This window comes from Caulobacter sp. GW821-FHT09H08 (assembly GCF_059415885.1).
This window is the reverse complement of the sequence record NZ_JBWKOC010000002.1, coordinates 70,369-89,931: the sequence shown is the minus strand read 5'-3', so window position 1 is coordinate 89,931 and position 19,563 is coordinate 70,369. Positions and strand designations below refer to the sequence as shown.

Below are 19,563 nucleotides of genomic sequence, written 5' to 3'. Positions count from 1 at the left end.
TAAACATTGGTGGTTGGAGCCTCGCGGCCTCATCTGGATAGCAAATCCGGAGAACGCGACGGCTCTTCGGGGAAGGAAGGCGTGTCCATGGACTTTTCCAAAGCGCCCGCCCCGTCCGAGAAGATCGGACGGTATCGGTGGGTGATCGTCTCGCTGCTGTTCTTTGCGATGGTGATCAACTACGTCGACCGGCAGACGATCGGTCTGCTGAAGCACGATCTGTCGCTACAGTTCGGCTGGAACGAGAAGCACTACGCTGACCTCGTGTTCTACTTCCAACTTGCCTACGCCGTGGCCTACCTGGCCTGGGGCAAGATCATGGACAAGATCGGCGCCCGCTGGGGCTTCGGCATCGCCTTCGCCATCTGGCAGATCGCCCACATCGCCCACGCCGCAGCAGCCGGCTTCGGCGGCTTCGTGGCGGCCCGCATGGGTCTGGGCATCGGTGAAGCCGGCGGCTTCCCGGGCGGCATCAAGGCCGTGGCCGAGTGGTTCCCCAAGAAGGAACGCGCCTTCGCCACGGGCTTGTTCAACGCCGGCACCAACATCGGCGCCATCGTCACCCCGCTGGTCGTTCCGGGCATCGTGCTGGCCTTCGGCTGGCAGATGGCCTTCATCGTCACCGGCGTCGCCGGCCTGGTCTGGCTGCCGATCTGGCTGCTGGTCTACCGTCGTCCGCGCGAGCAGAAGAACCTGTCGGCCACCGAACTGGCCTATATCGAGCAGGATCCCGCCGACCCCGTCGAGAAGATCGGCTGGGCCAAGCTGCTGACCAAGCGCGAGACCTGGGCCTTCGCCCTGGGCAAGTTCCTGATCGACCCGATCTGGTGGATGTTCCTGTTCTGGCTGCCGGACTTCCTGGGCAAGCGCTACGGCCTTGACCTGAAGACCTTCGGCCCGCCGCTGATCGCCATCTACCTGCTGTCGGACGTTGGTTCCGTCGCCGGCGGCTGGATGTCGTCGACCCTGATGAAGAACGGCGCGACCATCAACAAGGCCCGCAAGTTGACCATGCTGGTCTGCGCCCTGCTGGCCGTGCCGGTGATGTTCGCCGCCAAGGCCGACAGCGTCTGGCTGGCCGTGCTGATCATCGGCGTCGCCACCGCGGCTCACCAAGGCTTCTCGGCCAACCTCTACACCCTGCCGTCGGACGTCTTCCCGCGCGGCGCGGTCGGTTCGGTCGTCGGCATCGGCGGCATGCTGGGCGCCTTCGGGGGCATGGCGTTCTCGAAGTACATCGGCAACGTGCTGGAGCAGATCGGCACCTACACCCCGATCTTCATCGTCGCCGGTTCGGCCTACCTGGTCGCTCTGCTGGTGATCCACCTGCTGACGCCCAAGATGGAGCCGGTGGCCATCTAAGGTCCCGCTTCACGCGAACGCGATCAGGGCCGGGGAGCAATCCCCGGCCCTTTTCGTTAGAACGCGACCATGACCAACGCCCAAGATCTGAACGTCGCTCTCGTCGGCTATGGCTATGTCGGCAAGACCTTTCACGCTCCGCTGGTCGTCGCGACGCCGGGGTTCACGCTGCACACGGTGGTGTCCAGCGATCCGGCCAGGGTCGCGGCTGATCACCCACAGGTCCGCGTCGTCGCCGACCTGAGCGAAGCTCTGGCCGATCCCGCCATCGACCTCGTCGTCGTCGCCACGCCCAACGCCCTGCATGCGCCCCAGGCCATCGCCGCGCTCGAAGCCGGCAAGCACGTCGTCGTCGACAAGCCTTTCGCCGTCAGCGCCGCGCTGGCGCACGAGATGGCCGATGCAGCGAAAGCCGCCGGCAAGCTGCTGGCTGTATTCCACAACCGCCGCTGGGACAGCGACTTTCAGACGCTCCAGCGCCTGATCGCCGAGGGGGTCCTGGGCGAAGTCGTTCAGTACGAGAGCCATTTCGACCGCTTCCGCCCGCAGGTCCGCGACCGCTGGCGCGAACGGGCCGGACCGGGCGCCGGCGCCTGGATGGACCTCGGCCCCCACCTGTTGGACCAGGCCCTCGTCCTCTTCGGCGAGCCTCTGGCCGTCTCGGCCGACATCGGAGTCCAGCGGTCCGGAGCCGACAGCGACGACTACTTCCATGTCGTCCTGCGCTACCCTGTCCTGCGGGTGATCCTGCACGGCAGCCTGCTGTCCGCCGCCTCGGACCTGCGGATGGCCGTGCACGGGACCAAGGCCAGCTTCGTCAAGCACGGCCTCGATCCGCAGGAGGCCCAGTTGAAGGCCGGCATGACGCCCGGCGCCTCCGGCTGGGGCCGCGACAGCCGCCACGGCGTGCTGACCACGGTCGAGGACGACGTCCAGGTCCACGCCGACGTCCGCCGCGAGGTCACCGGCTATCGCCAGTTCTACGCCGGCGTCCGCGAAGCCATCCTGCACGGCGCGCCCTCCCCCGTGCCGGTCGAGCAGGCGCTGCGGGTGATGGAGCTGCTGGAGCTGGCGCAGAGGGCGAGCGACGAGCGGCGGGAATTACCCCCGCGCTAAACCCACAAACCTCGCCTTCCTAGGCCTTGTGCCTAGGACCCATTGTTCCGCTTTCCCGGCCTGGATCGTTGGGGCGACCACGCTGGCGGAGAGCGCCGGTCGCTCGGAACCCAGCCACGCGATGGGTCCTAGGCACAAGGCCTAGGAAGGCGGGGAAATGAGGTCCTGAATCCTAGCGATTTAGCGCCCTAAATCCCGGTAGCCCGCGCGCCGGAAATCATCCTAAGGTCGCGCCCATGCGCACCGCCCTGCTCTCCGCCTCCGCCGCCCTCGCCGCCGCCCTGGCCGCCTGTGGTCCCGCTCCTGCCCAGACCGCCGGAGCCCCCGTCGAGAGCCGCGTCGCCAACGCGCCCGAGCAGAAGCCCGCCTTCGCCAACCAGACCCGCGCGCCGGGCCTGAGCTCCAACACCGTCGGCCAGTACACGACCCTGGCCAGCGGCCTGGACCACCCGTGGGGCATGACCTTCCTGCCGACGGGCGAGATCCTGCTGACCGAGCGCGCCGGCCGCCTGCGCGTCTACGGCAAGGACGGCAAGCTCTCACCCGCCGTCACCGACCTGCCCGCCGTCTATGCCGAGGGTCAAGGCGGCCTGCTCGACGTCACCCTCGACCCCGACTACGCCAAGAACGGCCTGGTCTACTGGTCCTACGCCGAGGCCGATGGCGGCGTGAACGGCACGTCGGTCGCGCGCGGCAAGCTCGTGCTCGGCGCCGCGCCCAAGCTGGAGAACGTCCAGGTCATCTGGCGCCAGGCCCCCAAGATGGCCAGCGCCCTGCACTTCGGCGGCCGCCTGGTCTTCGCCAAGGACGGCAAGCTCTTCATCACCACCGGCGAGCGCTCGATCCTGGAAGGCCGCGCCCTGGCCCAGAAGCTGGACGCCACCCAGGGCAAGGTGATCCGCATCAACGCCGACGGCTCGATCCCGACCGACAATCCGTTCGTGAAGACCGAGGGCGCCAAGCCCGAGATCTGGTCACTGGGCCACCGCAACATCCAGGCCGCCACCCTCGATCCCAGCGGCAAGCTGTGGACCGTCGAGCACGGCGCCAAGGGCGGCGACGAGCTGAACCACCCGGAAGCCGGCAAGAACTACGGCTGGGCGACCATCACCTATGGCGAGGAATATTCCGGCAAACCGATCGGCGAAGGCATCACCCAGAAGGACGGGCTGGAGCAGCCGGTCTACTACTGGGATCCCGTCATCGCCCCCTCGGGCATGACCTTCTACGAGGCCGATCTCTTTCCGGCCTTGAAGGGCAGCCTGCTGATCGGCTCGATGAAGGAACAGCACGTCGACCGCCTGGTCCTGAAGGACGGCAAGGTCGCGGGCGAAGAGCGCCTGTTCACCGACATCGGCGGCCGCGTGCGCGACGTCACGGTCGGCCCGGACGGCGCCCTCTACGTCCTGACCGACGAGGACGACGGCAAGCTGATCAAGATCACGCCGAAGGGATAGGGTCCGAACGCACCTTCTCCTCCGCGTTTGTAGCCAGTCCCCCGGCGTACCTCGACATGCAGCTTCCCTCAGTTCGCTTCCTGCTGCCCGCGACGCCCCTTCGTCGGTTCATCACCGCCTACTACTGGGTCGACATCCCCGAGGCCTGCGGACCGGTCGAGGACCTGCTGCATCCGGAATGGGCCAATATCCGCTTCACCCTGGCGGGGCGCTGGTCGACGCGCATCGGCGGCGTCGAGTACGACCCCGCCCCCGCCGCCGCCCTCTTTGGCCCGACCAGCAAGGCCGGGATCGTACGCGGCCAGGCCGGGACGGTGCTGGGCGTAGGCCTGTTGCCGCTGGGCTGGGCGCGCTTCGTGGGCGTGGACGCCAGCGACCTCGCCGACAAGGTCGCGCCGCTGGACACCGTGCTCGGCGCGCGCGCCAGCGTGACCCTGGACGCCCTGCGCCTTGCAAGCGACGACCGCGTTCAGGCCGATGTGCTGGACGCCCTGTTCACCAGCCTGGACGACAGCGGCCCCGCGCTGGAGCCGCTGCTGCTGAAAGCGCATGAGCGGCTTCTGACGCTGGACACGGTCGAGGGCATGGCCAGCGCCCTCGAGATCTCGACGCGGCACCTGACGCGCCTGTCCCAGCGGATGTTCGGCTTCACGCCCAAGCTGCTGATCCGCCGCCAACGGTTCCTGCGCACGCTGCAGACGCTGCGCGAGCGACCGGACACTCCGGTCGGTGAACTGATCGACGAGGGCTATTTCGACCAGTCGCATTTCGTCCGCGACTTCAAGCTGTTCATGGGCATGTCGCCGTCGCGCTACTTCGCCCTGCCCCACGCCATGCTGGGTCCGGCGGCGCGCGAAAGACTGGCGGCGCTGGGCGCGGCCTACCAGGGTTTGCACGCCAAACTCCGATAAGGGTTCGCGCCGCGACGCGATGTCCGATTTTTCCAATGGGGACTCGAAGGCCGCCGATATCCCGCCCGAACCGCGCCTGTCGCGCTGGAGAGGGATCAGACCATCATGACGTCGTCGAACGCCGGCAAGCTCACCCATTCCCTGCTGATCGGAGCCGTGATCGGCGTGCTGGGCTTGGCCGCCGCGCCGGCCGCCCAGGCCGGCAAGCCGCTGATCAATCTCGGCCCCAAGACGGCCAAGGCGGCCGACCCGATAGAGTTCGCGGCCGGCGATGATCTGTCCAAGGCCGGTCCCGACCTGATCTGGCAGAACGAGAAGAACGGCGTCAAAGGCCTGAAACAGGTGGTCATCGCCTCGTTCCAGGTCGAGTTCGTGATGAACTCCTCGGCGGCCTCTACCGGCTCCAGCCTGCAGCAGTCCAAGGTCAGCTACACCCTGGCCGGCCCCAGCGAACAGGACATGCAGGCGATCACCAACGCCTACTACGCCAAGTTCGTCCAGGAACTGGCCGCCACCGGCGTGACCATCATTCCGCTGCAGGACGCCATTGCCCGCAGCCCCGGCATGGTGCGGTTGATGAACATGGCCAAGCCCGCGCCCTATATCCGGGGCGGAGCCAACCGCAGCGGCTTCTATTCGCCGCCCGGCTACAAGTTCTACTTCTTCCCGCTGGACGGCCGGGCCAAGGGCCTTGCCGACACCATGACCACCACGGGCTCGCAGGTGCCCGAGGAGATGGCCATGAAGGAACTGGACGCCGGCGTTCTGGGCGTTCGCATGGTCGTCGACTTCGCCGAGATCGAAGCCCGCGGTCGCGGCGTGCTGGGCATGCGTCCGCCCACCGCCCGCGTGAAGAGCAAGGCCAATGTGGCCCTGCTGCCGGTTGACACGCAGCTGTGGGTGATCACGCCACAGGCCAAGTCGACCTACTCGGACCTGGGCCACCGCCAGCGTTACGCCCTGACCAGTCCGATCGTCATGCCGGACTCCATCGTCTCGGCCGCCGACACCACGACGGGCGCCAGCAAGCTCGGCGACGGCGTGGCCAGCGCCATCGGCGTCCTGGGCGGCTTCGGCGGCCAGAAGACCCGCACCTACCAAGTGTCGGTCGATCCCGTGGCCTGGGCCAAGGACGTCTCGGCCGCCATGGACGAGGTCGGCAAGGTGATGATCGCCCGATTCAACGCCGACCGCTAGACGCCGCCGCTCCGGCCGGTCCTGAAGCGACCGACCAGACTGCCCGGCTCCAGGGTCCCTGACTTCAGGAACGGGGCGCCGCCATGGCCTGCTCGACCATGGCGGCGTTCTGCACCCCCTGATCCATTTCAAGCCTCCCTCGAAAGTCGCTCCCCCTCCCCGAACTCTGCTATCAATCTCCCCATGCAACGCAGGCGAAGCATCCTCATCGTGGGCGGCGGGACGGCCGGGTGGCTGACGGCCGCCTATCTGGCCAAGGCGTTGCGTGTCACCGACCAGGCGCACCTGGACATCACCGTCCTGGAGTCGCCCGACATCGGCATCGTCGGCGTCGGCGAGGCCACCTTCCCGACCATCCGCAACACCTTGCGGTTCCTAGGCATCGACGAGGCGCGGTTCATCCGCGAGACCTCGGCGACCTTCAAGCAAGGCATCCGCTTCGTCGACTGGGCCCGCGCGCCTCAAGACGGCAGGCGCCACAGCTATTTCCACCCGTTCGAGGCGCCGTTCTCGACCGATGGCACCAGCCTGGCGCCCTACTGGCTGCTGCAGAGCGAGACCACCCGCGCGCCCTTCGCCGAGGCCGTGACCATCCAGGCCCGTGTCGCCGACGCCCAGCGCGCGCCCAAGCGCCCGCACGAGAGCGACTTCTCGGGGCCGCTGAACTACGCCTACCACTTCGACGCCGCCAAGCTGGCCCAGGTGCTGGCCGAGCGCGCCGTCGAGTTGGGCGTGCGACACCTGCAGGGCAACCTCGTCGAGACGGTGCTGGACGAGACCGGCGCCATCGCCAAGATCGTCAGCCCCGAGCACGGCGACCTGACCGCCGACCTCTATATCGACTGCACCGGCTTCCGCGCCGAGATGATCGGCAAGGCGCTGAAGTCGCCGTTCAAGTCGGTGCGCGACGTGCTGTTCGCCGACCGCGCCGTCGCCTGCCACACGCCCTACGACCGGCCCGACGCGCCGATCCAGAGCTACACCATCGCCACCGCCCACGAGGCCGGTTGGATCTGGGACATCGGCCTCTCTGGCGCGCGCGGCGTCGGCTGCGTCTATTCCAGCGACCACATGGACGACGACCGCGCCGAGGCGGTGCTGCGCGACTATCTGGGCGGAGCAGACGTCCAGACCCGCAGGATCAGCTTCGACGCCGGCTATCGCGAGAAGCAGTGGATCAAGAACTGCGTCTCGGTCGGCCTCTCGGCCGGCTTCCTGGAGCCGCTGGAGTCGACCGGCGTGGTGCTGATCGAGGCCGCCGTGGCCATGATCGCCGAGCTCTTCCCGCACTCCGGCCCGGTCAGCGCGCCCGCGCGGCGGTTCAACGAGCTGATGGCGGCGCGCTACGACAACATCATCGTCTTCCTGAAGCTGCACTACTGCCTCAGCCAGCGGCCGGAGAAGTTCTGGCGCGACAACGCCGACCCGGCCTCGATCCCGGAACGGCTGGCCGAGCTGCTGGAGCAGTGGCGCTATCGCCCGCCGGCGCGGTTCGACTTCATCCTCGACCTCGAGACCTTCGCCTTCTTCAACTACCAGTACATTCTGTACGGCATGGGCTTTCAGACCGACCTGACGGACGGCGCGGGCGAGTATGCCGACGTGGCGGGCGCGGCGAAGCTCTTCGCCAAGATCCGCGGCTTCGCCGACCGCGCGACGCTAGACCTGCCGAGCCACCGCGACCTGATCGCCCAGATCAACCGGTTCGGCTTCGACAAGACGCTAGAACACGCCTGAGCAGGCTCTGCTCTGGGACTCTCTGCCAATTCAATATCCTCAAACCGTGTCATCCCGGAAACGCCGTAGGCGTTGTCTGGGATGACACGGGAATGGATCGGTCAGAGACGCAACCGCCCCCTCACCCATGCCCCTCGTGCGCGCCTTGGTCCGGCGAGCCGTCCGACCACTGCGCCACGGGGATGAAGAACACCGTCAGCGGCTCGACCTTGCCGGCCCCGCCCAGCACCGGAACGCCGGGCAGGTTGGCGCCCCAGGCCTCGGGCTGGACCAGGGGGACGAAGAACATCAGGTGCGAGCGCCAGGGGCCGGCCGCCTTGTCGCTGGCGTAGCCCTTCTTCGACATCATGTAGCACATGGCCCCCGTCTCGGGCGGCCGGATGACGCCGGCGGCCAGCGCCGCCTTGGTCCGCGACTGCATCTCCGGAACACTGGTCCCGGCCAGCACCCACTTGGTGCGCTCCAGATAGGTGGGCAGCACCGTGCGCACGGACGCGGCGTTGAAGCAGATCGGCGCCCGAATGCGCGGGTTCCAGAACTCGGCGTCATCGAACTCGTTGCCCCACGAACGCGAAACAATGCAGGTGAAGCCGTTCGAGCCCGCGACGGCACGCTCGTAGCCCTTGTCCCCCATCACCAGGACCTCGGCCTTGTCCGAGACCGAGGCCGGCGCGGCGGTCCGCGCCAGGGCGATCTCCTCGGCGCGATCCGCCATGCGATAGGCGTCCAGCGACGGCGCCGGCTTCGGCTGGGCTTGGGCGAAGCCGCCGGCAAAGGCCATGCCGGCCAGCGCCACGAGGGCGCCGGCGACCTTGGCGCGTTGAAAATCTGCTTTCTGCATGACCTGCAAGCTTTCCTGAGTTTTCTGAGGATTGAAGGGGTTAGCCGTCGACGGCGCCAAGCCAGTCGACCAGCTTGATCATGGAGCCGGTCCAACCCCGTTCGTGGCTGGCCAGCGCGATCTCGTTCTTGAGCTCGCCGTGGGTGAAGGTCAGTTCGGTGCCCTCGGCGATGGGCGTCAGGTCGCACTCGATCCGCGAGACACGGCCCAGTTCCTCGGGTTCGCCGCCGAACACATAGCGCCAGGTCATGGCGACCCGCCTGGGCGGATCGAACTCGACATAGTCTCCGGCGACCTCGTGCTCCTGCCCGTCCAGCGTCTGAAAGCGGACGCGGTACGAGCCGCCCAGGCGTGCGTCGATCTCGGCCAGCAGCACGGGCAGGTCGTCGGGACCCCACCAGGCGCGGATGCCCTGGGCCGTGGTCAGGGCGTCGAAGACGATGGCGGGCCGGGCGCGGATACGCCGGATCAGGGTCAGGCTGGTGGTGGTCACGGCTCCTGCCCCTTGGTCGCGATCTCCTGGGCCTCGGCATAGGCCGCCAGGCGGTCCAGGGCCGGCGACCAGAACCGCTCGTACCGGCTCAGCCAGTCGCGCGCCTCGCGGAGGGGGTCGGGCACGAGGCGGACGGTGACGGTGCGGCCTTGCTTGGTGCGCGAGATCAGGCCCGCGTCCGACAGCATGTCCAGGTGCTTCATCACCGCCGGCAGCTTGATCGGGAACGGCTCGGCCAAGGTCGTGACCGACAGCGCTTCCGCCTCCTCCAGCCGCGCCAGGATCGCCCGCCGGGTGGGGTCGACCAGGGCGGCGAAGACGCGATCCAGGCTTCGTTGCTGATAGTTCACCATATAGGAAAGTGATTAGATCACACCGACCTTGTCAAGAGGCCGCGCGCTGGGGCTTCGGCGCAAAGAAAACCCCCGCTCGGTGGGAGCGGGGGTTCAAGAAAGCGACTTTTGAAAGAACCTAGGCCTTGGCGGCGTCGGGCACGGCGCCCAGCTCGCCGCTTTCGCGGGCCTTCTTGCCGTAGACCACCTCGAACAGCGGGCTGGCCATCACGGTCGTGATGATCGCCATCAGCACCAGCATCGAGAACAGGGTTGGGCCGATGATGCCCTTCTGCAGGCCGATATTGATGATGATCAGTTCCATCAGGCCGCGCGAGTTCATCAGCGCGCCGATGCCCATCGAGGTCGCATGGTCCTCGCCGGTCAGGCGGGCGGCGACGTAGCAGGCGCCCCACTTGGCCACGATCGAGGCGGCCAGGATCCCTAGCGCGACCAGCAGCAGGCTCGGCGAGTTGACCATGTCCATCCGCGTGTTGAGGCCCGAATAGGTGAAGAACATCGGCAGCAGCAGCACGACGGCGATCGGCTCGACCTTCTTCTTCAGCTCCTCGACCAGCAGGCCGCGCGGCATGACCACGCCCAGGATGAAGCCGCCGAAGATGGCGTGGATGCCCACGGCGTCCATCAGGAAGGCCGAGATACAGAACGCCAGGATGACCAGCGCCAGGACATGGGTGCTCATCTGACCCTCCCGCTCGACCATGCGGCCCAGCGGCGCCAGGATCTTCGGACCCAGGATCGTGACGAAGGCCACCCAGGCCAGGCCGCCGCCGATCGCCAGCGTGGCCACGCCAACGCCGCCGCCGAATGTCGCCAGCACCACGGCCAGCACGCACCACGACACCGCGTCGTCGAAGGCGCCGGCGGTTAGGGACAGCGTGCCCAGCGAGGTCTTGGCCAGGCCGCGCTCGTTGATAATCCGGGCCAGCATCGGGAAGGCGGTCAGGGCGATGCAGGCGCCCATGAACAGCGTGGCGTTGCCTTGCGTGATGTTCGGCGCGAACAGGCCAGGCACCTTCAGAAGGAAGGGCGTGATGAGCGCCGCCAGCAGGAACGGCGCGGCGATGCCGGCGAACGAGACGCTCATCGCGCTCCTGGCCTTGGCCTTGAAGTGCCCGGCCTCGAAGCTCGTGCCGACCATGAACATGTAGAGGCCCACGCCCAGCTGGGCGCCGACATAGAGGACGTTCTTGGTTTCCTTGGGGAACAGCGTCAGCTGGAAGTCAGGGAACAGCAGGCCCAGCAGCGACGGGCCTAGGATCACGCCGGCGATCATCTCGCCGACCACCTGCGGCTGGGCCAGCAGCTTCTTGCCCAACCAGCCGACCACGCGGCAGGCCAGCACGATGACGGCCAGTTGAAGAAAGAAATGGACGCTGAAGTCCGTGGGCGAGAAGCCCTTGGTTCCGGCCTTCGTGACCGGTCCGTGCGCGTTGAACACGTCCACGGCTGTCGCGATCGTCTGCGCGATGATGTCTGACACTGAGTTTGCCCCCGAAATGGATCGTCTTGGCTTTGCGCCTTGGCCTCATGCCGCGCAGAGATCTGACCAATGCGCAACGGGCAGCAGCGATTTTTGACAACCTTGTCAGGAGATTGTTTTTGCTGGCGAATTTCTGTTGCCGTAACGACACATTGTAGTAACGTGCCTACAAGACAACCTTGTCATTGTAGGCAGCTAGGCACGTCATGAAGGTCGTAACCAGCCGAGAGTTCAACCAGGATGTCAGCCAGGCCAAGCGCGCGGCCAGAATCGAGCCGGTCTTCGTCACCGATCGCGGCCGCCCTACCCACGTGCTGATGAGCGTCGAGACCTATCGCCGCCTGACGGGCCAGACCGAGACCATCGTCGACCTCCTGGCCATGCCCGCGCTACCCGTCGCGGACCTCCCGCGCTCGACCGAAACCTGGGATAAGTGGGGCAAATCCTGATGCATCTGCTCGACACCGACATCGTCTTCGAGCTGCGCAACGCCAAGACCGGCGCCACCGATCCTGGCCTGGCCGCCTGGGCCGCCGCCGCGTCGCGCTCCAGCCTGTTCATCTCGGCCCTGACCCTGCTGGAGCTGGAGACCGCCACCACCCGCGCCGAGCGCAAGGACAAGGCGCTCAAAGGCGGAAAGGAAGGCGCCCTGCTCCGCGACTGGCTGGACAACCGGGTCGCCCCGGCCTTCGAGGGCCGCATCCTGCCCGTCGACGCCGCCGTGGTCCGCCGCCGCTCGCACGTGCCGCTGGCCGACTCGCGCGACGCCCTGCTGGCCGCCACGGCGCTGGAGCACGGCCTGACCCTGACCACGCGCGATCCGGCCGCCTTCGCCAAGGTCCCGCGCCTGAAGCTGTTCAATCCCTGGGGCTACAAGCCCGAAGCCCTGGACGACGAGGAAGATTGGGGCCAGGTCGCCAAGACCAGCAGCCAGTGGCTGCGCAACATCTTCGTGCGGGGCTAGCGCGGCCGCACGTCCAGGGCCTTCTCGACCCAGGCGGCGACCAGCTCCCGCACCTCGGCCCCGTCCATGGCCGGGCGCGTGCGCCATTCCTCGGGATCGTCGGTCCAGGGAACCTGCAAGGCGTGGTTCAGCATCGGCAGCACGACGACCTCGGCGCGCGGATCACGCGCCAGGGCCGCGCGGGCGGCGGGCGCGTTGACGTCGGCCGGGACGGCGATGTCCTTGCCGCCATAGACCGCCAGCACCGGACCTCGGATGCGCCGCAGATCGTCGGCCGGCCGCTGCTCCAGCACCGAGCTCATCTGCGTGGTGTCACTGAAGGCGATCGTCATCTGCAGGATTGCTTCCGGCGGGATCCGGCCTTCCTTGACGCCGCTCATCACCACCGCCTCGACCCGCGCCTGCAACCCCGCCGGATCGCCGGCCCGCGCGGCGATCAGCGCATCCACGAACCGTCTCTGGACCTCATAGGACCCGCCTTGCGGCCAACCCTTCACGAGCTGGCGGGCGACCTGGTCGCCGATGAGCTCGGCGCCGGGCATGGCGGGCGACAGCAACAGGACCACGCCCCGTGGCGGCTCGGGTCCGCCCGCGACCTGGGCCACGACCATGCCGCCCTGGCTGTGGCCGACGACGACGATGCGCGCGGGGTCGATCTCGGGTCGACTCCGCAGGAACCGCACCACGGCGCGGACGTCGTCGGCCAGCACCGGCACGCGCTCGTTGGCCGGCCCGCCGGACTTGCCGGAGCCGCGCTTGTCGTACTCCAGCGTCGCGACGCCGTCCGGCAGCAGCCGATCATGCAACACCCTGAACGCGCCGCGCACCTGCGGCCCCGATCCGCCGACCATCACGACAGCCGGGAACGGCCCCTTCCCCGCCGGGATCCGCAAGGTGGCGGCCAGCTTCAGGCCGTCCGAGGCGGTGACTGTCACATCCTCGGCGATGCGGTCAGGCTTGTAGGCCTTGGCGACGACGTCCAGTTCCGCGTCGCTGGGCGTGCCACGCAGAACGACCGCCGGGCCCAGGCTGACCGGCCCTCCGGCGCGCCCCAGGTGCAGGGCCAGGGCGTCCCGGATTGGTTCGGCGTCGGCCTTGGCCACGCCCGTCACCGTCAGGCGCTTCCACGCGCCCGTCCCAGCGATCTCGACATGGGCGAAGGTCGGATAAGGCGGGTTGTTGGTCAGCAGCAGGGCGGCCAGCTTGGCGTCTGCCGGCGCCCGCAGCCAGAACACCGCCGTATAGGTCTCGCCCGCCTTGATCGGGGCCCCAATGGTCGCCACCGCGCCGCCGCTCCAGGGATCGGTCGTCTCCGTCGCCTCGACGATCGCCGCCGCCCCGCCCGGCGCGCCGGCGTCGCGACCGAAGCGGATCTTGCCGCCATAGACCGACCAGCCGTCGGCTGCGGTCACGCTGACCACCTCGGCCGCATGGGCCGCCGGTGCGCCGACAAGCAACAGCATGACGAGAACGAGAAGTTTCATGACGCCGCCCGACAGACCTCAGGCGGCGACTCCATCACGGGTTGTCGAGCGACACAACGCCCCTACTGGATGCCCGAGACGTCCGAGGCCGTGGCGACTTTGATCGTGGTGGTGAACGGCGCCAGCGGGGCCTTCACGGGGATCGGCTGGGGTTCGGCCGCGACCTGGATCGGCGCCGGCGGCGCGGCCGGCTCGGCGGCCACGAACACCGGCTTGGGCGCGGCCTTGGCGGCCACGAACACGATGCGGTTACTCTTGCAGGTGCCGGCGTTGTAGAGGCCCTTCAGATAGCCGCGCCGCACGAAGCCGGCCTTGATGGCGTCGCGGACGGCCTGGTCGTGGCGCTCGGCCCCGGTCAGCCGGCGGACCCAGCCACGCATCGGGATGACGTCTGTCACCGCGCTGGCCATCGCGCCCAGCACCGGCTTGGAGACGTTCACATTGCCCTTCTTGTCGTCCTTGGGGTCGTCGTAGTCGTCGCCCAGCACCGCATCCAGGCTGTCGATCTCGGCCTTCAGCGGCTCGCAGCCCGTCGCGGGCGGAGCATAGGGATCGGCCACCGCCTTGGTCAGCAGGTCCGGGATCTCCGAGCGCACCACATTGATGTCGCGCAGCGGCGCGGCCATGGCCGAGCCGAGGTTCTGGGTGTTGGCTTCCCCGGAGGTCTGCGGAGGCTTCTGGGAGCTCTTGTCCTGCTTACCCGCCAGCGCCGCATCGGCCGCCCCCAACCCGAGGCTGAGCGCCAGCACGGCCGCCACGCACCGGCGCGCCGCGCCGTGGGGGGTCTTGTCAGCTGGCGATACCATGGTCCTGAACTCGCGTGATTGATCCACGCCAGTTCAACCCGGGACAGCCCCGGCCGTTCCGCCAGGGCGCGCGATCGTGATGAGCCCCTAGATCCGGGGCAGCCCGTCCATGATCGCCGTCAGCGCCAGCACCGTCTGGCCCTCCATGGCGCTGTGCCCCGCGTCGGTGCGGACATAGGTCGCCGGCGGCAGGCCCGCCGCCTCCAGCGCCTCGACCAGCCGCGAACCCTGGGTCAGCGGACAGACCTGGTCGAAGCGGCCATGGACGATGTGCACCGGCACGCCTTTCAGCGCCGCGACGCCGTCCGTGATCTCGTCCCGCTTCAGGAACAGGTCGTTGGCGAAGAAGTGGGCCTCGATCTGGGCGAAGCACAGCGCGAACTCGGCCTCGCCGAACTTGCCCGCGTCCTCGTCGGCCGGGATCATGTTCGAGATCGTCCCCTCCCACACCGACCAGGCCAGGGCCGCCTTCAGCTGCAGCTCGCGCTCGGCGTCGGTCGCGGGGACCATGTCGAAGATGGCCTTGTAGGCGCCCATCATGTCGCCCCGCCGCTCCGGCGCAATCACCTCGACGAAGGCCCGCCACTCGTCCGGATAGGCGATGTAGGCCCCCGGCTCGGTCAGGGCGTAGGGCTGCTCGGCGAAGGTCGCGGCATTGCCCTGGTACATGTAGAGCAGGTCCTCGGTCCGCCCCAGGAAGATGCCCCGCAGGATCATCGAGGCCACCTTGTCCGGATTGCGGATCGCATAGACCAGCGCCAGGGTGCTGCCCCAGCTGCCGCCGAAGACGTGCATCCTGCCGCTGATCCCCAGCGCGTCCCGCAGGGCGTTGATGTCGGCGACCAGGTGGTCGGTGGTGTTGTTCGCCAGGGCCTTCTCCGGGCCGTCAGCCGCCACGGTGGGCCGGCTCTGGCCGCAGCCGCGCTGGTCGAACAGGATGACGCGATAGCGGTCGGGATCGAAGAACCGCGACATCACCGGCGCGCAAGCCCCGCCCGGACCACCGTGCAGGAACATCACCGGCTCGCCGTCGGCGCGGCCATATTCCTCCCAGTAGAGCTCGTGATCCGGCGCCGTATCCACCCGCAGCCAACCGGTGCGCAGCGGCGCGCCCTGCGGATAGGTCCACTCGTCCGTGACCTTGCTGGTTTTCCGGAGCCGCGAGAAATCCATGGTCGAATCCTGTCGAGGTGAGGCCGCGCACTCTCGCGCCGTCCGGCCTTAGCCTCTAGAGGAAATACGCCCCCATTCCGAGCGGACGCCCAGGCCAAGCATCATGACCCTCGAGATCGAAGACCGCCACGCCGCCGCCGCCTTCCGCCGCCTGGTCGAGCACCTGCGGATGCGCACCGACGCCCAGAACGTCGACCTGATGGGCTTGGCCGGCTTCTGCCGCAACTGCCTGGCCGACTGGGTCGAGGAAGCCTCTGAAGGCGCCCTCACCAAGGACCAGGCCCGCGAGGCGATCTACGGCATGCCCCAGTCCGAGTGGAAAGCCAGGCACCAGCAGCCGGCGTCGGCCGAGCAGCTGGCCAAGATGGATGAGAGCGTCGCCCTGAACGCCAGGCTGCGCGGGCAACGATAGCGGATGAAAACCTCACCCTTCGACAGGCTCAGGGTGAGGTTTTCAGAGTTCCGCCGCTGCAATCGTCCTCACCCGGAGCTTGTCGAAGGGCGAGGACGACGCCACTAGGCCAGCCGCCCCTCATACTCCCCCAGCAGCCGCGTCCAACCGTCCCAGAACGGCGTCGCCGGCGTCTTGCCCGACGCGCGGGCGACCAGGACGTCCAGGTGCATGTGCCAGCCGGCGGCGTGCTTGAGCAGCTGGTCGCGGTTGGCGAACCGGCGGTGGATCACGGTCAGCAGCACCTCGTCGCCGATCGTCTCCAGCTCGAACGAGACGTCGCCGGTGTTCTGCCAGGTGACGACCAGCTTGCGCGGCGGATCCAGCTCGACGATGCGGCTTTCCATGCTGTGTTCGGCGCCGAAGCCGTCCGGCTTCTTACCCGGCGGATCGGTCAGCTCGTCGTTGCGCCAGGTGAAGGTGAAGGTCGAGTCCTGCTTCATCTCCATCGCGCCCGCCGCCAGCCACTGCTTCCGCAGCTCGCTCTGCGCCAGATAGGACCAGACGCGGTCGATCGGACCGGGCAGCCGGCGCAGGATCTTCAAGGTGGTGGGCTCGACCAGGGTCGCATAGGCGTCGCTCGTCCCGCTTTCCAGGACTTGGGCGTCGGTCATCGGTCATCTCCTTCTGAGGTGTTTGCTTTTCTGGCGTCGTCGGCCCGGAGCAGGCCCTCGAGCACGTCGAGGCGGCTGGTCCAGAAGCGCTCGTAGAAGCTCAGCCATTCCTGGGCGCTAGCCAGGGGGCCGGGATCGAGGCGGCACATGTGGGTCCTCCCCTTCACTTCGCGGCGGATCAGCCCGGCGGTCTCCAGCGCCTTGATGTGCTTGGAAGCAGCCGCCAGCGAGATCGCGAACGGCTGGGCCAGCTGGCTCACCGTCCGCTCGCCCTCGGCCAGCTCGCGCAGCATCCGGCGACGGGTGGCGTCGCCGAGGGCGTGGAAGATGGTGTCGAGCTGGGCGGCGTGAAGTTCAACCATGTGGTTGAATGTAGAGGGTCGCGAAAAATATTCAACCGATTTGTTGAATGACTTGAAAACACCCATCGAAGCACGAGTGAAAACCCTCTCCCACCGGGAGAGGGCGGGGCCCGTCGCCGCAGGCGATGGGAGGGTGAGGGATCAGGCGAAGCCGACCCTGAGTCCGCGCAAACCTTTGACTTTTCATGATTTTGTCGGAAAGCGATTTATCCCCTCACCCTCCCATGCTGCGCATGGGCCCCGCCCTCTCCCAAGGGAGAGAGTGATGTAGGCGTCGAGCATTCACCACCTCCCATCCCCCACCCCAAAACCCGTCGTATCCTCTACCCACCTCGAAGCACTGGGGAGGGCGCGCGGCCAGCGACCTTCGCGGCTTCGGGGTGCGGTCGAGCGGGCGCGCTCGTCGGCGCGAAGGCGACTTCGCAACTGCATCCCTCTGGCGGCGGTCGGCCCTGGAACACAGAAACGACGTGGGATGTGGGTCGGCAGCGCGACGAGCGGATCGAAAGGTCCGCGCTCGGGACTAGGCTTCGCGGCCCGGCCCGCCCGTCGGAGGCTTCAAGGGCGGTCAGGCGCGAACAGCGTCGGAGCGCCACGCTTCCGGATAACGATCGCGCGGGGCGCTCTGCTTCGTCGAAACGGTAATTCTTTCAATAGTCCGGGCGAAGTCCCGGCGCCCCGCTCCCTCCCCGCCCCTCCGACGCGCCGCGTCGGAGCGCCTTTACCTGTTCGGAAGGAGCCATCCATGCCCCGCCAACACTGCCCACTTCCGCCCGATCCCGCCTGGCCGCCGGCCCGCAAGGCCCACCTGCGGCGTAGGGTCTGGAAGAAGGTGCGGAAGTTCCGCAATTCGGCGGAGTACGCCCGGATGCTGGCCAAGGAGGCCAAAGAAAAAGCCCCCGGCCTCGCGGCCGGGGGCTCATCATCGTCCGAAGACCAGAACGCTTAGCGGATGACCCGCGCGCCTTTGCCCTTCATCACGGCCTCGACTTCCGCCTGGCGCACCATCGAGGTGTCGCCCGGGGTGGTCATGGCCAGGGCGCCGTGAGCCGCGCCGTACTCGACGGCGGCTTGCGGACCCTTGCCTTCCATGAAGCCGAAGGCCAGGCCCGAGGCGAAGCCGTCGCCGCCGCCGACGCGGTCATAGATCTCGAGGTTCTCGCGCATCATCGACGAGTAGAACTCGCCGCCGGCGTACAGGATCGCCGACCAGTCGTTGACCGAGGCGGTCTTGGCGTTGCGCAGCGTGGTCGCGGCGACCTTGAAGTTCGGGAACTGCTTCACGGCAGTCTCGATCATCTTCTTGAAGTTGGCCGGATCGATCGCGCTGATGTGCTCGTCCAGGCCTTCGACTTCAAAGCCCAGGCAGGCGGTGAAGTCTTCTTCGTTGCCGATCATCACGTCGACGTACTGGGCGATGTGACGGTTGACCTTTTGCGCGCCTTCCTTGCCGCCCTGCGACTTCCACAGCGAGGCGCGGTAGTTCAGGTCGTAGGAGATCACGGTGCCGTACTTACGGGCCACTTCGACGGCTTCGATCACGGCTTCGGCCGTGTTCGAGGCCAGTGCCGCGAAGATGCCGCCGGTGTGGAACCAGCGCACGCCTTCTTCGCCGAACAGCTTTTCCCAGTTCACTTCACCGGGACGGATCTGCGAGGCGGCCGAGTGACCACGGTCACTACAGCCCAAAGCGGGGCGCACGCCGAAGCCCTTTTCCGTGAAGTTCAGGCCGACGCGGGTGTTGCGGCCCAGGCCGTCGAAGTCGCGCCAGATGATGTGCGAGGTGTCGACGCCACCCTGCATCATCAGGTCCTCGACCAGCCAGCCCAGGTCGTTGACCGGCAGAGCCGTCACGGCCGTCGAGCGCTTGCCCCAGCACTTCTTGAAGGCGCGGGCGACGTTGTATTCGCCGCCGCCTTCCCAGACGTTGAACTGGCGAGCGTTGCGGACCCGGCCGAAGCCCGGGTCGAAGCGCAGCATCACTTCACCGAAGGACGCGCAGTCCCACTTCGTTTCCGAAGCCGGGCGGATGTTGAGGATGTTGTCGGTCATTTGGTCTTAGGCCTTCCCACGAACCTTCTTGATCAGGTCCACCGTCTCGCGGACCTTCTTGGTGATGCCGGCGTAGTCGCCCGCATCCAGCAGCTCTTGCGTGATGAGCTTGGAGCCCATGCCGGCGGCGACGATGCCCGCGCCGAACCACTTGGTGACCGAGGCTTCGTCGGGATCGACGCCGCCGGTCGGCATGATGCGGGTCCAGGGCATCGGGCCCAGCACCGCCTTGATGAAGTCGGGGCCGCCGACCGACGAACCCGGGAACACCTTGACGATCTCGCAGCCCAGCTCTTCGGCATACGAGATTTCCGAGGCCGAACCGCAGCCCGGCGAGTACGGGATCTTGCGACGGTTGCAGACCTTGGCGACGTCGGCGTTCAGGATCGGACCGACCACGAACTTGGCGCCGTTGGCGATGTAGATGCCGGCGGTGGGGGCGTCGACGATCGAGCCCACGCCCATGATCACGCTCGGATCGGCCGAGGCGAAGTGACGGGTCACTTCGTAGAAGACGTGGCTGGCGAAGTCGCCGCGGTTGGTGAACTCGATGCAGGGCGCGCCACCGTCGGCGCAGGCCTGGATCACCTTCTTACAGACCTCGACGTCCGGGTGATAGAAAACCGGGATGACACCCTGGTTCATCAGGGCGGTCAGAACCGCCATACGGTCTTTTACCATCGTAGACTCCTTCCCGAAGGATCGAT

At 67.6% G+C, this 19,563-nt stretch carries 21 protein-coding genes; 10 read left to right on the top strand and 11 right to left on the bottom strand.

The window, feature by feature from the left end:
* Positions 1-87: 87 nt before the first annotated feature.
* From AC07NN_RS05760 to AC07NN_RS05735, 6 genes are all read left to right on the top strand, one after another.
* The gene (locus tag AC07NN_RS05760; protein WP_494638396.1) at positions 88-1,362 is read left to right on the top strand and encodes an MFS transporter; all 1,275 of its coding nucleotides are present in this window, start codon (positions 88-90) and stop codon (positions 1,360-1,362) included.
* Between the two features lie 69 nt (positions 1,363-1,431).
* Complete coding sequence (locus AC07NN_RS05755) at positions 1,432-2,478, top strand: oxidoreductase (RefSeq protein ID WP_494638394.1); 1,047 nt, start codon at positions 1,432-1,434, stop codon at positions 2,476-2,478.
* A gap of 236 nt (positions 2,479-2,714) precedes the next feature.
* The gene (locus AC07NN_RS05750; protein WP_494638392.1) at positions 2,715-3,935 is read left to right on the top strand and encodes a PQQ-dependent sugar dehydrogenase; all 1,221 of its coding nucleotides are present in this window, start codon (positions 2,715-2,717) and stop codon (positions 3,933-3,935) included.
* Positions 3,936-3,991: 56 nt separating this feature from the next.
* On the top strand, positions 3,992-4,846 hold the full coding sequence (locus AC07NN_RS05745; RefSeq protein ID WP_494638390.1) for a helix-turn-helix domain-containing protein: 855 nt from the start codon (positions 3,992-3,994) through the stop codon (positions 4,844-4,846).
* 105 nt (positions 4,847-4,951) lie between these two features.
* Complete coding sequence (locus AC07NN_RS05740; RefSeq protein ID WP_494638388.1) at positions 4,952-6,043, top strand: hypothetical protein; 1,092 nt, start codon at positions 4,952-4,954, stop codon at positions 6,041-6,043.
* Positions 6,044-6,226: 183 nt separating this feature from the next.
* Positions 6,227-7,780: a tryptophan halogenase family protein gene (locus AC07NN_RS05735; protein WP_494638386.1), complete on the top strand. Its 1,554-nt coding sequence runs from the start codon at positions 6,227-6,229 to the stop codon at positions 7,778-7,780.
* A 121-nt stretch (positions 7,781-7,901) separates the two neighbouring features.
* On the opposite strand, the gene AC07NN_RS05730 is transcribed toward AC07NN_RS05735, so the two are convergent.
* The 4 genes from AC07NN_RS05730 to AC07NN_RS05715 all read right to left on the bottom strand — a co-directional run bounded on the left by AC07NN_RS05730 (position 7,902) and on the right by AC07NN_RS05715 (position 10,950).
* Positions 7,902-8,621, bottom strand: coding sequence for a hypothetical protein (locus AC07NN_RS05730; protein WP_494638383.1), 720 nt, complete (start codon positions 8,619-8,621; stop codon positions 7,902-7,904).
* 40 nt (positions 8,622-8,661) lie between these two features.
* A complete protein-coding gene (locus AC07NN_RS05725; protein WP_494638377.1) occupies positions 8,662-9,114 on the bottom strand; it encodes an SRPBCC family protein in 453 nt (150 codons plus the stop codon).
* Positions 9,111-9,467, bottom strand: coding sequence for an ArsR/SmtB family transcription factor (locus tag AC07NN_RS05720; RefSeq protein WP_494638373.1), 357 nt, complete (start codon positions 9,465-9,467; stop codon positions 9,111-9,113). The genes AC07NN_RS05725 and AC07NN_RS05720 overlap by 4 nt, the downstream gene beginning before the upstream one ends.
* Positions 9,468-9,585: 118 nt before the next feature.
* Positions 9,586-10,950, bottom strand: coding sequence for a cation:proton antiporter (locus AC07NN_RS05715; RefSeq protein ID WP_494638368.1), 1,365 nt, complete (start codon positions 10,948-10,950; stop codon positions 9,586-9,588).
* A 206-nt stretch (positions 10,951-11,156) separates the two neighbouring features.
* On the opposite strand from AC07NN_RS05715, the gene AC07NN_RS05710 reads away from it, so the two are divergent.
* Positions 11,157-11,399, top strand: a complete 243-nt coding sequence (locus AC07NN_RS05710; RefSeq protein ID WP_494638364.1) for a type II toxin-antitoxin system Phd/YefM family antitoxin — start codon at positions 11,157-11,159, stop codon at positions 11,397-11,399.
* Positions 11,399-11,914, top strand: coding sequence for a PIN domain-containing protein (locus AC07NN_RS05705; RefSeq protein ID WP_494638362.1), 516 nt, complete (start codon positions 11,399-11,401; stop codon positions 11,912-11,914). Before AC07NN_RS05710 ends, AC07NN_RS05705 begins: the two co-directional genes overlap by 1 nt.
* Here AC07NN_RS05705 and AC07NN_RS05700 read toward each other — a convergent pair.
* The 3 genes from AC07NN_RS05700 to pip form a co-directional block, all read right to left on the bottom strand.
* Positions 11,911-13,398: an alpha/beta hydrolase family protein gene (locus AC07NN_RS05700; protein ID WP_494638358.1), complete on the bottom strand. Its 1,488-nt coding sequence runs from the start codon at positions 13,396-13,398 to the stop codon at positions 11,911-11,913. The genes AC07NN_RS05705 and AC07NN_RS05700 overlap by 4 nt on opposite strands.
* A gap of 62 nt (positions 13,399-13,460) precedes the next feature.
* Positions 13,461-14,204 carry a hypothetical protein gene (locus AC07NN_RS05695; RefSeq protein WP_494638354.1) on the bottom strand — a complete coding sequence of 248 codons (744 nt, stop codon included), beginning with the start codon at positions 14,202-14,204 and terminating at the stop codon, positions 13,461-13,463.
* 87 nt (positions 14,205-14,291) lie between these two features.
* A complete protein-coding gene (gene pip / locus AC07NN_RS05690) occupies positions 14,292-15,377 on the bottom strand; it encodes a prolyl aminopeptidase (protein ID WP_494638352.1) in 1,086 nt (361 codons plus the stop codon).
* A gap of 103 nt (positions 15,378-15,480) precedes the next feature.
* On the opposite strand from pip, the gene AC07NN_RS05685 reads away from it, so the two are divergent.
* Entirely contained in the window at positions 15,481-15,789 is a 309-nt protein-coding gene (locus AC07NN_RS05685; RefSeq protein WP_494638350.1) for a DUF1244 domain-containing protein, read from the top strand.
* Between the two features lie 104 nt (positions 15,790-15,893).
* Here AC07NN_RS05685 and AC07NN_RS05680 read toward each other — a convergent pair whose 3' ends face one another.
* Positions 15,894-16,442, bottom strand: coding sequence for an SRPBCC family protein (locus tag AC07NN_RS05680; RefSeq protein ID WP_494638347.1), 549 nt, complete (start codon positions 16,440-16,442; stop codon positions 15,894-15,896).
* Entirely contained in the window at positions 16,439-16,804 is a 366-nt protein-coding gene (locus AC07NN_RS05675) for an ArsR/SmtB family transcription factor (RefSeq protein ID WP_494638344.1), read from the bottom strand. The genes AC07NN_RS05680 and AC07NN_RS05675 overlap by 4 nt, the downstream gene beginning before the upstream one ends.
* A 745-nt stretch (positions 16,805-17,549) precedes the next feature.
* On the opposite strand from AC07NN_RS05675, the gene AC07NN_RS05670 reads away from it, so the two are divergent.
* Positions 17,550-17,753, top strand: a complete 204-nt coding sequence (locus AC07NN_RS05670) for a hypothetical protein (protein WP_494638342.1) — start codon at positions 17,550-17,552, stop codon at positions 17,751-17,753.
* Here the strand turns inward: AC07NN_RS05670 and AC07NN_RS05665 are convergent.
* Positions 17,750-18,856, bottom strand: a complete 1,107-nt coding sequence (locus tag AC07NN_RS05665) for a PfkB family carbohydrate kinase (protein ID WP_419321212.1) — start codon at positions 18,854-18,856, stop codon at positions 17,750-17,752. The two genes, AC07NN_RS05670 and AC07NN_RS05665, sit on opposite strands and share 4 nt — an antisense overlap.
* A 6-nt stretch (positions 18,857-18,862) precedes the next feature.
* Entirely contained in the window at positions 18,863-19,537 is a 675-nt protein-coding gene (locus tag AC07NN_RS05660; RefSeq protein ID WP_494638339.1) for a bifunctional 4-hydroxy-2-oxoglutarate aldolase/2-dehydro-3-deoxy-phosphogluconate aldolase, read from the bottom strand.
* Between the last annotated feature and the right edge of the window lie 26 nt (positions 19,538-19,563).